Here is a 12,925-nt window from a genome sequence, read left to right as displayed (position 1 = left end):
TTCGTTGCCGCCCCGCCGTGCCTATATGATGGGCATGGCAGAACAGCAGAATACCAGCGATTACGGCGCCTCCTCGATCAAGGTGCTGAAGGGTCTGGACGCGGTGCGCAAGCGTCCGGGCATGTACATCGGCGATACCGACGACGGCTCGGGCCTCCACCACATGGTGTTCGAGGTCAGCGACAATGCGATCGACGAGGCGCTGGCGGGGCATTGCGACCGTATCGACATCACGTTGAACGCCGACGGATCGGTATCCGTCACCGACAACGGGCGCGGCATCCCGACCGGCATCCACCCGGAGGAGGGCGTGTCCGCGGCCGAGGTCATCATGACCCAGCTGCACGCCGGCGGCAAGTTCGAGAACACCTCCGACGACAATGCGTACAAGGTGTCCGGCGGGCTCCACGGCGTGGGCGTGTCGGTGGTCAATGCGCTGTCCGAATGGCTCGACCTCACCATCTGGCGCGACGGGCAGGAGCATTACATGCGCTTCGCCCACGGCGACGCGGTCGCCCCGCTGAAGGTCGTCGGCCCCGCGCCGGACGGCACGAAGGGCACGCGCGTCACCTTCCTCCCCTCCCCCGCCACGTTCAAGATCGTCGAATTCGATTTCGAGAAGCTGGAGCACCGCTACCGCGAACTGGCGTTCCTGAACTCGGGCGTCCGCCTGTTCCTGAACGACGCCCGGCACGAGGAGAGGAAGTCGGTCGAGCTGTATTACGAGGGCGGGATCGCCGCCTTCGTGAAGTGGCTGGACCGCAACAAGCAGCCGCTGTTCCCCGATCCCATCTCCGTGTCCGGCACGCGCGACCACGTCACGATCGAGGTCGCGCTGGAGTGGAACGACAGCTATTACGAGAACGTCCTCGCCTTCACCAACAACATACCCCAGCGCGACGGCGGCACGCATATCGCCGCCTTCCGCGCCGCGCTGACGCGCACGCTCAACAATTATGCCGAGAAATCGGGGTTGCTGAAGAAGGAGAAGGTGTCGCTGACCGGCGACGACATGCGCGAGGGGCTGACCGCGATCGTCTCGGTCAAGCTGCCCGACCCGAAATTCTCGTCGCAGACCAAGGACAAGCTGGTCTCGTCCGAGGTGCGCCAGCCGCTCGAAAGCCTGATGGCGGACAAGATGGCGGAATGGCTGGAGGAGAACCCCCAGCACGCGCGCTCGATCGTGCAGAAGGTGATCGACGCCGCCGCCGCGCGCGAGGCCGCGAAGAAGGCACGCGAGCTGACCCGGCGCAAGGGGGTGATGGACATCGCCTCGCTTCCCGGCAAGCTGGCCGACTGCCAGGAGCGCGATCCCGCCCGCTCCGAGCTGTTTCTGGTCGAGGGCGATTCCGCGGGCGGCTCGGCGAAACAGGGGCGCGACCGCCATTTCCAGGCGATCCTGCCCCTGCGCGGCAAGATCCTGAACGTCGAGCGTGCGCGCTTCGACCGGATGCTCGCCTCGCGCGAGATCGGCACGCTGATCCAGGCGATGGGCACCGGCATCGGGCGCGACGACTTCAATCTCGCCAAGCTGCGCTACCACAAGATCGTCATCATGACCGACGCCGATGTCGACGGCGCGCATATCCGTACGCTGCTGCTGACGTTCTTCTACCGTCAGATGCCCGAGATCATCGAGGCGGGGCACCTCTACATCGCGCAGCCGCCGCTCTACAAGGCGACCAAGGGGCGGTCGGAGGTCTATCTCAAGGACGACGCCGCGCTCGACAATTATCTGGTCGATGCCGGGCTGCTGGCGATGGCGCTGGAGCGCGGGGGCGAGGCGCTGACCGGCGCGCACCTGCGTCCGCTGGTCGAGCATGCGCGCCGCATGCGCACGCTGATGCGCTACGTGCCGCGCCGCTACGACCCCGTCATCATCGAGGCGCTCGCGCTGGGCGGCGCGCTCGACCCCGACGCCTCGCGCGACCGCCGCGAGGGCGCGGTGGCGGAGGTGACGCGCCGGCTCGACCAGGGCGATACCGAGGCGACCTGGACCGCGCAGCTGACCGGGGAGGGAAGCATCCACTTCCAGCGGCTGTGGCGCGGCGTGACCGACCATCACATCGTCGAGGCGACGTTCCTCGCCTCGGCGGAGGCGCGCAAGCTCCACACGCTGGCCGCCGAGCAGGCCGAGGTGTTCGCGCACGCGGCCAAGCTGGTGCCGGTGAAGCCTGTCCCGAGCGCAGCCGAGGGGGGGGCGGCAGCGGACGCCCCCGCCGATGCCGTCGACACCGACGAGGAGGGCGAGGATACGGTGGCGGTCGGCGCTTCGGCGCAGCTCAGGACCGGCAAGGGCGAGGCCCTGGTCGCGCGCCCGTCGCAGCTGCTCGACGCGATCCTGGCCGCGGGGCGCAAGGGGCTGTCGATCCAGCGCTACAAGGGGCTGGGCGAGATGAACGCGGAACAGCTGTGGGAAACCACGCTCGACCCGTCGAACCGCTCGATGCTGAAGGTCGCGATCGACCAGGCCGATGTCGCGGACGAGATCTTCACCCGCCTGATGGGCGACGTGGTGGAGCCGCGCCGCGAGTTCATTCAGGAGAATGCGCTGAGCGTCGCCAACCTGGACGTGTGATGGGTCGAACCCCCTGACCCGACCACCCCGTCACCCCGGACCTGTTCGACACCTTTGCAAAAGGTTACACCGTGCTCCTGCGCAGGCAGGAGCCCCGGGGTTGCATGTCCCATACGGCGTTGTTCTGCCCGGCTCTGGGCTCCTGCCTGCGCAGCAGCACGGCGTGGACCCGGTGCTGCTGCACCCGTTTCGCAGAGGTTTCGACCTGTTCCGGGTCCAGGGACGAGCCCGGCATGACGGCGTCTCAGGAGCCCAGCACCTCCGCCACCCACGCGGGCACCAGCCGGCCCGCCGGCCCCAGCCGAGTCGCGTCGAACCACGCGCTCCCCTCCGACCGTTCGAGGTTCAGCTCCAGCGTCGCCGCGCCGTACGCCTGCGCGCCGCGTACGAACCCCGCCGCGGGATAGACCGCGCCCGACGTCCCGATCGACACGAACAGGTCGGCGCGCGCCAGCGCCGCCTCGATCCGCTCCATCTGATACGGCATCTCGCCGAAGAACACGATGTCGGGCCGCAGCGCCGCCGCACCGCACACGTCGCACGCCGTCCCCGGCGGCAGATCGGCGCTCCACGCACGCCGCTCCCCGCAGGCCGCGCACAAGGCGGAGCGCAGCTCGCCATGCATATGCAGCATCCGCCGCGCGCCTGCGCGCTCGTGCAGGTCGTCGACATTCTGCGTCACGATCAGCAGCTCGCCCGGCCATTCGCGGTCGAGCCGCGCCAGCGCCTCGTGCGCGGCATTGGGCCGCACCGTGTCGAGCGCGGCGCGGCGCAGGTCGTAGAAGCGATGCACCAGCACCGGATCCGCCGCCAGCGCCTCGGGCGTGCAGACGTCCTCGACGCGGTGCCCCTCCCACAGCCCGCCGGGGCCGCGGAAGGTCGCGATGCCGCTCTCCGCCGAGATACCGGCGCCGGTGAGGATGACGATGTTGCGGATGCCGTCCATCCGCGTGATGATAGGGCGATCGGCGCCGGGACGATAGTCGCTGCCCGGGGCGCGGCGCGCGTGTCGCGCTGCTGTCGCACGATCGGCCGGGGGGCGGGATGATGGCGAAGGTGGCAGCGGCCCTGTTGGCGATGATCGCGACGGCACCGACGGCTTCGCCGGGGAGCGCGGTCACGGCCTGCCACGGCGGCGATCGCCGGGATTGCCGGTTCATCCTGGACGCCACGCGCGAGCTGACGACCATGCTGACCAGCGGCGACCCGGCCCCCTTCGAGCGCTACCTCGATCCGCGCGCGCTATGGATCGGCGCGTCGGGCGACATCCGCAGCGCGGCACAGCTGATCGACACGGTGCGCCGCGACGATCGCCGCGCCACCGCGCGGCTGGATCGCGCGACCGTCCGCATCCTGGACGGTGTCGCGACCGTCGCGTGGCAGGAATCGTGGACCGCCCCCGGCGCCGCCGTCGCCGCGGGGCGGCTGGCGGGTGTGGACACCTGGGTGAAACGCGGGCGTGGCTGGCGGATCGTATCCACCGTGGAGACGCGCCCGACGCCCTGACGGCGTTCTATTCCACCATCCCCATCATCCGCTCCATCGCGGCTGCGAAGCCCTGCTTGAAGTCCTGCACCACCTGCCCGGCGGGGCGCACCTGCTCGACCAGCCCGACGCCCTGACCGACGAAATAGGTCACCATCGCGCGCGCCTCCGCATCGCCGCGCTCCGCCACCTTCTCGCAGGCGCGGATCGCGGGTTCGCTGATGAGGCTCTGGTACGGCATCGGCAGCGAGCCGGGCGATCCCTCCCCCTCCCAAGCGTCGGTCCACGCCGAGCGCAGCTGGCGCGAGGGCTTGCCCGTGCGGCTCTTCGAGCGTACCGTGTCGCGGCTGGTCGCGGCGACCATCTTCTCGCGGAAGACGTCGGAACACTCGCTCTCGGGCGTCGCGAGCCAGACCGAGCCGGTCCAGACGCCGTCCGCGCCCATCGCCATCGCACCCGCCATCTGCTCGCCCGTCATGATGCCCCCCGCCGCCAGCACGGGGACGCGGGCGCCGCGCTTCTCCAGCTCGCGGATCACCTCGGGCACCAGCACCATCGTCGACACCTCGCCGCAATGCCCGCCGGCCTCGCCGCCCTGCACCACCAGGATGTCGACCCCCGCCGCGACCTGCCGCAGCGCATGTTCCTTCGCGCCCACCAGCGCCGCGACGGGGACGCCGTGCGCCTTGCCCATCTCGATCATCGCGGGCGGTGGCACGCCCAGCGCGTTGGCGATCAGCCGGATCGGGTGGCGGAACGCGACGTCGAGCATCGCCAGCGCCAGATGCGGGTCGAACGGCGCCGGCGCGTCGCTGTCGGCGCGCTCCGCGGGCATCGCGAAATGGTGCCGCTGCGCCAGCGCCTCGACGAACGCGCGGTGCTCCGGCGGCACCTTGTCCGCCAGCGACGCGCGGTTGATCCCCTTCGCCCCGCCGGTCGCGAGATTCTCGGGGATCAGTACGTCCAGGCCATAGGGTTTGCCGTCGACATGCGCGTCGATCCAGGCGAGCTCGGTCTCCAGGCTCTCCAGCGTATGCCCGGTCGCGCCCAGCACGCCGAACCCGCCCGCGCGGCTGACCGCGGCGACCACGTCGCGGCAATGGCTGAAGGCGAGCAGGGGAAAGTCGATCCCCAGCATCGCGCAGATCGGCGTGCGCATCCTCTCGTCTCCCGTCCGGCCGCTCGTGCGGCGGCCCGTTCGGGGAGGGAAGCTAGCGGCTCGCCAGCAGCGGGTCGAGAGCCAAGGGCGCGCCGCCACCGGAGACATAGGCCGCATCGGTCACCTCGACCGTCGCGCCCAGCTGCGTGATCTCGAAGAGCTTCTTGGCGAACGCGGTCGGCAGCCGGACGCAGCCGTGCGACGCCGGAAAGCCCGGATTGCGCCCGGCGTGCAGCGCCACCCCGTCCCACGTCAGCCGCTGCATATAGGGCATCGGCGCGTCGTCGTAGAGGTTGGACCTGTGCATCGCCTTCTTCTGCAGGATGGTGAAGGTGCCGACCGGCGTCGGCTTGTCGTCCGTGCCGGTCGAGACGGTCGACGCCGCGATCAGCCGCTCGCCGCGAAAGACATAGGCGCGCTGGTCGGGGATGGAGATCAGCACGCTGACCGGCCCCGCCGCCTTCGTATCGGCCCACAGGAAGCGCCCGGGCGACAGCTCCGCCGCCGCCTCCGTCAGCGCATATTCGTCTATCGCGGCCCCGGCGGCGCGCGCCTGCGCCGGTGCGACGGCCATGATGCCGGCAAGGACCGGCGCGATCAGACAGGGGGCGAATCGCCGCATCCCGGATCCCTTTCGTCCATGCTCGCCCGAACAGTCCGGGCGGGCGTCACGATGGGGAACGTGCCACGCGCGAATTGGTGCCGGGCGACGAAGCGTTGGGATTTTGCGCCGTATGCTGGCGCTGCGTACGCAAGCAGTCGTACGGGTTGCGGATTGTTCACCCTTTTCATGCTATTTACGCGCCATTCAAGCGGGGATTTTTACTACCGATGAAGTGGTCGCAGGATGCGGCGCCGTCGCGCCGTGCATTGTTGAAGACCGGCGGTCTGTTTGCCGGCACGTTGATGATCCCGGGTGCGGTGTCCGCGGGGATGCGCGACGGCCGCGCGATGCGGGGCAAGCCTGAATCGCTCCTGCCGCCGGACACGTTCCACACGCCGCGTAGCGCTGCGGTGGCGAGCGTGCAGCCGGTGTCGCGCAGCGTGCTGGCGCCCGGCGTCAACCAGCGGCTGATGCAGCGCGCGATGGCCGCGCTGGATCGCCACGGCAGCCGCATCGCGCACCGCGACCGGATCGCGGTCGCGGACTTCTCCGCCGGGTCGAGCACGCCGCGCTTCCACCTCATCGATCTGGGCGACGGGCGCGTCACCAGCAAGCTGGTGGCGCACGGCAGCGGCTCCGACCCCGCGCACACCGGCTATGTGCAGCGCTTCTCCAACGGCAACGGCTCCAACGCATCGTGCGAGGGGGCGTTCGTCACCGACGACTACTACATCGGCAAGCACGGCCGGTCGCAGCGGCTGATCGGGCTGGACCCCACCAACAACAACGCGCTGGAACGCGCGATCGTCGTCCACGCGGCATGGTACGCCAATCCCGACATGATCGCGCGGCGCGGCATGCTGGGGCGCAGCCAGGGGTGCTTCGCGGTCGGCGAGCGCGAGCTGGCCGAGGTCTTCGCGCGCCTCGGGCCGGGCCGGATGATCTACGCCGCGAAGGTGTGAGGCGACACGTCACCCCGGCCTCGAGCCGGGGTCCCGCTTCTTCTGGACGCGGGCGACCAAAGCGGGACCCCGGGTCAAGCCCGGGGTGACGTGTAGCTTGAACTATCCCGAAGCCCGCTCGTCGAACGACGCCAGCTCGTACGCGATCGACGCCTCGACCAGCCGCTCCCACAGATCCGCGATCACCTCGCCCGGCAGCCCCTGCGCCTCGGCTTCGGCGCGCGCCTGCGCGATCACCTGCGCCTTGCGCGCCTCGTCGCGGACATGGCCGCGCTCCGGCTTGATGCGCGCGGCGGCGTCCATATAGTCGAAGCGGCGGCGCAGCAGCGCGACCAGTTCGCGGTCGAGCGCGTCGACGCCCGCGCGCACCTCCGCCATCGTGGTGCAGTCGGGGCCGGGCAGGATGTCGCTCATCCCCGCGCTGCTAGGCGCCGCCGCGGCGTCCGTCCAGCTTGACTCTCGCCGCCCCCGCGGCTAGGCGCGCCGCTTCGCAATTGCCCCCGTACCCCGGTGAAGCGGTGGGCCTGCGCATCTTTCACGAGATAGGCAGCGCGATACCGGGAATACCGTCGTTCGTTCGATTGCAAGGAATACACATGTCGAAGCGCCAGAGCGCCAAGTACAAGCTCGATCGCCGCATGGGCGAGAACATCTGGGGCCGTCCCAAGTCCCCGGTGAACAAGCGTGAATACGGCCCCGGCCAGCACGGCCAGCGCCGCAAGGGCAAGATGTCGGACTTCGGCATCCAGCTGCGCGCCAAGCAGAAGCTGAAGGGCTATTACGGCGACGTGACCGAGAAGCAGTTCCGTCACTGCTACGAGGAAGCGTCGCGGATGAAGGGCGACACCTCGCAGAACCTGATCGGCCTGCTGGAGCGCCGCCTCGACATGATCGTGTATCGCGCGAAGTTCGCGCCGACGATCTTCGCCGCGCGTCAGCTGGTCAGCCACGGCCACATCCGCGTCAACGGCGTGAAGTGCAACGTCGCGTCGCGCCGCGTCCATGTCGGTGAGGAAATCTCGCTCGGCAACAAGGCGACCGAGATGGCGCTGGTGATGGAAGCGCAGCAGCTCGCCGAGCGCGAAGTGCCCGATTACGTCGCGCCGGACGGCAATGCCAAGGTCACCTTCATCCGCGTGCCCACGCTGGACGAGGTGCCCTATCCGGTGAAGATGGAACCGAACCTGGTCGTCGAATTCTACAGCCGCTGACGCGACGCCGCAGCGCAAGCTGCGGCCAGCACCCCGTCAGCGGCCCGGCCGGCCTCGCCCAGGCGAGGACCGACGAAGCCTGTCCTGAGCGCCTGCCTTGGCAGGCAGTCGAAGGGCGGCTTCGCCGTGGCGGTGCTGGCAGAAAAGAAAAGGGCGGCTCCCTCGCGGGGCCGCCCTTTTCTTTTCGCTGTCCTACACGCCCCGGATCGGTCATCATCGCGCCGTTCCTTCTCAGCGTCGATCCGCCTGCCCCCGGCACGCCACCCTCGCGGGGAAGGGATTGCGAGCCCGACGTGGCGTCAACTTTGTCAACTTCCGCGCCCCTGTCCGTCCGCAACCGCCGCGTGGACACGCGCCCGCCACCTTGGCACAAGGCGCGCACATCCCTCGCGGAGTTCGTTCATGCGTCGCCATTTCCTCCCGCTTCTCCTCCTCGCCACCGCCGCCCCGGCGATCGCGCAGACCGCGCCCGTCATTTCCGAACAGACGCTGAAGGACGTGACGAAGGAGCTGTCGTCCGACGCGTTCGAAGGCCGCGCCCCCGGCACCGCGGGCGAGGAAAAGACCGTCGCCTATCTGGCGAAGCGCTTCGCCGCCGCCGGGCTGCAACCGGGCAACAGGGGCAGCTGGTATCAGGACGTGCCGCTGGTGGAGATCACCGCGAAGAACGTCTCGCCGCTGGTGTTCAAGGGCGCCGGCGCGCCGATCTCGCTGGCCTATGGCCCGCAGGCGGTGATCGGCAGCTACCGCGTTACCCCGCATGTCGCGGTGAAGGACAGCCCGGTCGTGTTCGTCGGCTACGGCATCGTCGCGCCGGAGAAGGGATGGAACGACTATGCCGGGGTCGACGTGCGCGGCAAGACGGTGCTGATCCTGGTCAACGATCCCGACTGGCAGACGCCGGGGCTGGACGGCCCGTTCGGCGGGCGCGCGATGACCTATTACGGCCGCTGGACCTACAAGTTCGAGGAGGCCGCGCGGCAGGGCGCGACCGCGGCGATCATCATCCACCAGACCGAGCCCGCGGCCTATGGCTGGAACGTGGTGCAGTCGAGCTGGACCGGCGCGCAGCAGGTCGCCGCGACGAAGAACGACGGCGCCGACCAGAGCGCGGCGATCGGCTGGATCCAGCACGACGCGGCGCAGAAACTGTTCGCCGGCAAGGGTCTGGATCTCGCCGCGCTGACCGCGGCGGCGGGTCGCCGGGGCTTCCGTGCGGTGGCGCTGCCGGGGACGACCGCCTCGGTATCGTTCGACAACACGATCCGCCGCCACATGTCGCGCAACGTCGTCGGCGTCCTGCCGGGGACGACGCGCAAGGACGAATACGTGCTCTACACCGCGCACTGGGACCATCTGGGGCATTGCGAGGCGGCGCCCGACGGCGACGACATCTGCAACGGCGCGATCGACAATGCCACCGGCACCGCGGCGCTGGTCGCGCTGGCGGAGGCCAACAGGCGCGCAGGCCCGACGCCGCGCAGCCAGATGTTCCTGGCGGTGACCGGCGAGGAATCGGGGCTGCTCGGCTCGGCCTATTATGCCGCCAACCCGGTCGTGCCGCTGGCGCAGACGGTCGGCGGGGTGAACATGGACGCGCTGTCGATGGCGGGACCGGCCCGGAACGTCGTCGTCGTCGGCAAGGGGAAGTCGGAGCTGGACGGCTATCTCGACCGTGCGCTCGCCGCGCAGGGCCGCGTCGCCACCGCCGAGCCGACCCCGGAAAAGGGCTTCTACTATCGCTCCGACCATTTCAGCCTGGCGAAGCGGGGCGTGCCGATGCTCTATTTCGATGCCGGCGACGACCTGATCGCCGGGGGCAAGGCGGCGGGGAAGGCCGCGGCGGAGGATTACGAGGCGCACCGTTACCACGGTCCCAAGGACGAATATGACCCCGATTGGAACTGGTCGGGCGTGGTGCAGGACGTCGGCATCTATTATGCGGTCGGCCGTGCGCTGGCCGAAGGCGACGCCTGGCCCAATTGGGTGGCGGGCGACGAATTCCGCGCCATCCGCGACAAGAGCCGCGCCGGCGGCGGCAAGTAAGGGAACGACAGCAACGTGAGCACGCTCGGCCAGATCACCCCGCCGCCGGAATGGGCGCCGCACAAGGCGGTGTGGATCGGTTTTCCCAGCCATCCCGATCTGTGGGAAGCGGATCTGGACCAGGCCCAGGCGGAGGTCGTCGCCTTCGCCCGCGCTGTCCATGCCGAGGGGCGCGGCGAGGAAGTGGTGCTGGTCGCCGCCGACAAGGAATCCGCCGCGACCGCCCGCAAGCTGGCGCCGTTCGCCGACGTCACGGTCGAGCTGTTCGGCGACATCTGGCTGCGCGACACCGCGCCGATCATCGACGGCAGCGGCCGTGCCCGCGATTTCGGCTTCAACGGCTGGGGCGGCAAGTACGACCTGCCCGGTGACGAGGACATCGGCGCGCGGCTGGCGCGGCGGCGCGGGATCACGATCCTGCCGTGCGACTGGGTGCTGGAGGGCGGCGCGATCGACGGCGACGGCACCGGGCTGGTCGTCACGACCGAGCAATGCCTGCTCAATCCCAACCGCAATCCAGGGCTGAGCAAGACCGGGATCGAGCGGCTGCTGCGGCAGGACCTGGGCTATGACCGCGTGCTGTGGCTGGGCGACGGGCTGCTCAACGATCACACCGACGGCCATGTCGACAATCTGGCCCGCTTCGTGGGCGAAAACCGGCTGGCGATCCCCCGGTCGCCGGAGAACGACCCCAATTGGCGCGTCTATCAGGACGCGGCGGAACGGGCCCGCGCCGCCGGGGTGGAGGTGGTGGAGATCCCCTCCCCCGGCCGGGTGCTTCGCGACGATGACGTGGTGCCGGCCAGCTACATGAACTTCTACATCGGCAATGCCGCGGTCGTGGTGCCGGTCTATGGCACCGCGCAGGACGATGCCGCGGTCGCCGCCATCCGCGCCATCTTCCCCGACCGCGAGGTGCACGGGCTGCGCGCCGATGCCATCCTGACCGGCGGCGGCAGCTTCCACTGCATCAGCCAGCAGATCCCGGCATGACCCCTTCCCCCGACACGCTGTCGCGCACGCTCGACACCGTCGACCTGCCGTTCCTGCCCAACCATTACCGCGGCAAGGTGCGCGACAATTACGACCTGCCGGGCGATCGCCGGCTGATCGTCGCCAGCGACCGGCTGAGCGCGTTCGACCGCATCCTGTGCGCGGTGCCGTTCAAGGGGCAGGTGCTGACGCAGACCGCACGCTGGTGGTTCGAGCAGACCGCCGACATCTGCGCCAACCACGTCATCGACTATCCCGACGCCAACGTGCTGCTGTGCCGCCGCCTGACCATCCTGCCGGTGGAGATCGTCGTGCGCGGCTACCTGGCGGGCACCACCGGCACCTCGATCCTGACGCTGTACAAGGCCGGCGAGCGCACGATGTACGGCACCACCCTGCCCGACGGGATGCGCGATAACGAGCGACTGCCGACCCCGATCATCACCCCCACCAGCAAGGAGTTCGACGGCGGGCACGACGCGCCGCTGACCCCGGACGAGATCCTGGCGAACGGCCTGCTGACGGTGGCGCAATGGGACGAGATCGGCTCGGTCGCACTGGCGCTGTTCGACCGCGGACAGCGGATGGCGGCGGAGCGCGGCCTGATCCTGGCGGATACGAAGTACGAATTCGGCGTGGATGCGGACGGCCGCATCCTGCTGGCGGACGAGGTGCACACGCCCGACAGCAGCCGCTATTGGAAGGCGGCGACCTACGACGCACGCTTCGAGCGCGGCGAGCGGCCCGACAGCTTCGACAAGGACGTGGTGCGCGCCTGGGTCGCGGCACGGTGCGACCCGTATCGCGACCCCCTCCCCGCCATCCCGGACGAGATGATCGCCCGGACCTCGCAGGTCTATATCGAGGCCTATGAGACGATCACCGGCGAGCGCTTCGCCCCCGACATGGCGGGGACGACGGTGCTGGAGCGGGTGCGCGAACGGCTGGCGGGGTTTGCGGGCTGAGGCGCGGCCCCGGAGCGACGGGAAAGATCACCGCGTCGGCACGGGCTCGCTACCCGAATAGTCGTAGAATCCGCGCCCGGTCTTGCGGCCGTACCAGCCCGCCTCGACATATTTCACCAGCAGCGGCGCGGGGCGGAACTTGGGATCGCCGGTGCCCTCGAACAGCACGCGGGTGATCTCCAGGCAGGTGTCGAGCCCGATGAAATCGGCCAGCGTCAGCGGCCCCATCGGGTGGTTGAGCCCCAGCTGGCACGCCAGATCGATATCGCGGATCGTCGCCACGCCCTCGCCCAGCGCGAAGCACGCCTCGTTCAGCATCGGCATCAGGATGCGGTTGACGATGAAGCCGGGCGCATCGTTGGCGCGCACCACCTGCTTGCCGAGCGCCGCGGCATAGCTCTCGATCGTCGTCACCGTGGCATCGGACGTCGCCAGCCCGCGGATCACCTCGATCAGACCCATCACGGGCACGGGGTTGAAGAAGTGCACCCCGATGAACCGCCCCGCGTCCGGTGCGGCCTGTGCCAGCCGCGTGATCGGGATCGACGATGTATTCGACGCCAGCACCGCGTCGGTGCCCAGCACCTTGCCGACCTGTGCGAAGATGGCGCGCTTGATCTCCTCCCGCTCGGTCGCGGCCTCGATCACCAGGCCGCACGGCGCCATCGCGGCGACGTCCCCGACCGGCTCGATCCGCTCCAGCAGGCGGTCGCGGGCGTCGGCGTCGATCTTGCCCTTTTCCACATCGCGGGCCAGCCGCTTGGCGATGCCGGCCTTGCCCGCCTCGGCGCGGGGCTGGTCGACGTCGCTGAGCAGGACGCGATAGCCCGCCGCCGCGCTCACCTGTGCGATGCCCGCGCCCATCTGGCCCGCGCCGATCACCCCGACAGCCTGCATACCCATCTCCTGTTCAGCTTCGATC

12 protein-coding genes are annotated in these 12,925 nt (G+C 69.7%); 7 read left to right on the top strand and 5 right to left on the bottom strand.

The window, feature by feature from the left end; genetic code table 11:
- The first annotated feature begins 34 nt into the window (after positions 1 to 34).
- Positions 35 to 2,578, top strand: coding sequence for a DNA topoisomerase (ATP-hydrolyzing) subunit B (gene gyrB / locus PGN23_RS04995; protein WP_335301727.1), 2,544 nt, complete (start codon positions 35 to 37; stop codon positions 2,576 to 2,578).
- A 244-nt stretch (positions 2,579 to 2,822) separates the two neighbouring features.
- Here gyrB and PGN23_RS04990 read toward each other — a convergent pair whose 3' ends face one another.
- Complete coding sequence (locus tag PGN23_RS04990) at positions 2,823 to 3,524, bottom strand: NAD-dependent deacylase (RefSeq protein ID WP_335301726.1); 702 nt, start codon at positions 3,522 to 3,524, stop codon at positions 2,823 to 2,825.
- Positions 3,525 to 3,634: 110 nt separating this feature from the next.
- Here PGN23_RS04990 and PGN23_RS04985 point away from each other — a divergent pair, with 110 nt between their 5' ends.
- Positions 3,635 to 4,084, top strand: coding sequence for a nuclear transport factor 2 family protein (locus tag PGN23_RS04985; protein WP_335301725.1), 450 nt, complete (start codon positions 3,635 to 3,637; stop codon positions 4,082 to 4,084).
- A 7-nt stretch (positions 4,085 to 4,091) separates the two neighbouring features.
- Here the strand turns inward: PGN23_RS04985 and PGN23_RS04980 are convergent, their stop codons facing one another.
- Positions 4,092 to 5,222 (bottom strand): NAD(P)H-dependent flavin oxidoreductase, encoded by a 1,131-nt coding sequence (locus PGN23_RS04980; protein ID WP_335301724.1) that lies wholly within the window; start codon positions 5,220 to 5,222, stop codon positions 4,092 to 4,094.
- A gap of 52 nt (positions 5,223 to 5,274) precedes the next feature.
- On the bottom strand, positions 5,275 to 5,844 hold the full coding sequence (locus PGN23_RS04975; protein WP_335301723.1) for a L,D-transpeptidase family protein: 570 nt from the start codon (positions 5,842 to 5,844) through the stop codon (positions 5,275 to 5,277).
- 209 nt (positions 5,845 to 6,053) lie between these two features.
- Between PGN23_RS04975 and PGN23_RS04970 the strand changes: the two genes are divergently transcribed.
- Positions 6,054 to 6,788, top strand: a complete 735-nt coding sequence (locus tag PGN23_RS04970; protein WP_335301722.1) for a murein L,D-transpeptidase catalytic domain family protein — start codon at positions 6,054 to 6,056, stop codon at positions 6,786 to 6,788.
- A 102-nt stretch (positions 6,789 to 6,890) separates the two neighbouring features.
- Here the strand turns inward: PGN23_RS04970 and PGN23_RS04965 are convergent, their stop codons facing one another.
- Entirely contained in the window at positions 6,891 to 7,202 is a 312-nt protein-coding gene (locus tag PGN23_RS04965; protein ID WP_335301721.1) for a chorismate mutase, read from the bottom strand.
- 182 nt (positions 7,203 to 7,384) lie between these two features.
- Between PGN23_RS04965 and rpsD the strand changes: the two genes are divergently transcribed.
- The 4 genes from rpsD (at position 7,385) to PGN23_RS04945 (ending at position 12,003) form a co-directional block, all read left to right on the top strand.
- Positions 7,385 to 7,999 carry a 30S ribosomal protein S4 gene (gene rpsD / locus PGN23_RS04960; RefSeq protein WP_335301720.1) on the top strand — a complete coding sequence of 205 codons (615 nt, stop codon included), beginning with the start codon at positions 7,385 to 7,387 and terminating at the stop codon, positions 7,997 to 7,999.
- A gap of 402 nt (positions 8,000 to 8,401) precedes the next feature.
- On the top strand, positions 8,402 to 10,045 hold the full coding sequence (locus tag PGN23_RS04955; protein ID WP_335301719.1) for a M28 family metallopeptidase: 1,644 nt from the start codon (positions 8,402 to 8,404) through the stop codon (positions 10,043 to 10,045).
- Positions 10,046 to 10,060: 15 nt separating this feature from the next.
- Positions 10,061 to 11,038 (top strand): agmatine deiminase family protein, encoded by a 978-nt coding sequence (locus tag PGN23_RS04950; protein WP_335301718.1) that lies wholly within the window; start codon positions 10,061 to 10,063, stop codon positions 11,036 to 11,038.
- Entirely contained in the window at positions 11,035 to 12,003 is a 969-nt protein-coding gene (locus PGN23_RS04945; RefSeq protein WP_335301717.1) for a phosphoribosylaminoimidazolesuccinocarboxamide synthase, read from the top strand. The genes PGN23_RS04950 and PGN23_RS04945 overlap by 4 nt, the downstream gene beginning before the upstream one ends.
- 27 nt (positions 12,004 to 12,030) lie before the next feature.
- On the opposite strand, the gene PGN23_RS04940 is transcribed toward PGN23_RS04945, so the two are convergent.
- Positions 12,031 to 12,900 carry a 3-hydroxybutyryl-CoA dehydrogenase gene (locus PGN23_RS04940; RefSeq protein WP_335301716.1) on the bottom strand — a complete coding sequence of 290 codons (870 nt, stop codon included), beginning with the start codon at positions 12,898 to 12,900 and terminating at the stop codon, positions 12,031 to 12,033.
- Between the last annotated feature and the right edge of the window lie 25 nt (positions 12,901 to 12,925).

Origin of the sequence: Sphingomonas adhaesiva (assembly GCF_036946125.1) — a bacterium.
GTDB lineage: Bacteria > Pseudomonadota > Alphaproteobacteria > Sphingomonadales > Sphingomonadaceae > Sphingomonas > Sphingomonas adhaesiva_A.
The sequence above is the reverse complement of the archived record's forward strand: the minus strand, read 5'-3'. Positions and strand labels throughout refer to the sequence as shown.

What these genes read in the sequence shown, in the direction of transcription:
- PGN23_RS04970 (WP_335301722.1), top strand. Translation starts at nt 6,054, where the DNA reads ATGAAGTGGTCGCAGGATGCGGCGCCGTCGCGCCGTGCATTGTTGAAG.
- PGN23_RS04980 (WP_335301724.1), bottom strand. Translation starts at nt 5,222, where the DNA reads ATGCGCACGCCGATCTGCGCGATGCTGGGGATCGACTTTCCCCTGCTC.
- PGN23_RS04990 (WP_335301726.1), bottom strand. Translation starts at nt 3,524, where the DNA reads ATGGACGGCATCCGCAACATCGTCATCCTCACCGGCGCCGGTATCTCG.
- PGN23_RS04975 (WP_335301723.1), bottom strand. Translation starts at nt 5,844, where the DNA reads ATGCGGCGATTCGCCCCCTGTCTGATCGCGCCGGTCCTTGCCGGCATC.
- rpsD (WP_335301720.1), top strand. Translation starts at nt 7,385, where the DNA reads ATGTCGAAGCGCCAGAGCGCCAAGTACAAGCTCGATCGCCGCATGGGC.
- gyrB (WP_335301727.1), top strand. Translation starts at nt 35, where the DNA reads ATGGCAGAACAGCAGAATACCAGCGATTACGGCGCCTCCTCGATCAAG.
- PGN23_RS04955 (WP_335301719.1), top strand. Translation starts at nt 8,402, where the DNA reads ATGCGTCGCCATTTCCTCCCGCTTCTCCTCCTCGCCACCGCCGCCCCG.
- PGN23_RS04965 (WP_335301721.1), bottom strand. Translation starts at nt 7,202, where the DNA reads ATGAGCGACATCCTGCCCGGCCCCGACTGCACCACGATGGCGGAGGTG.
- PGN23_RS04940 (WP_335301716.1), bottom strand. Translation starts at nt 12,900, where the DNA reads ATGCAGGCTGTCGGGGTGATCGGCGCGGGCCAGATGGGCGCGGGCATC.
- PGN23_RS04945 (WP_335301717.1), top strand. Translation starts at nt 11,035, where the DNA reads ATGACCCCTTCCCCCGACACGCTGTCGCGCACGCTCGACACCGTCGAC.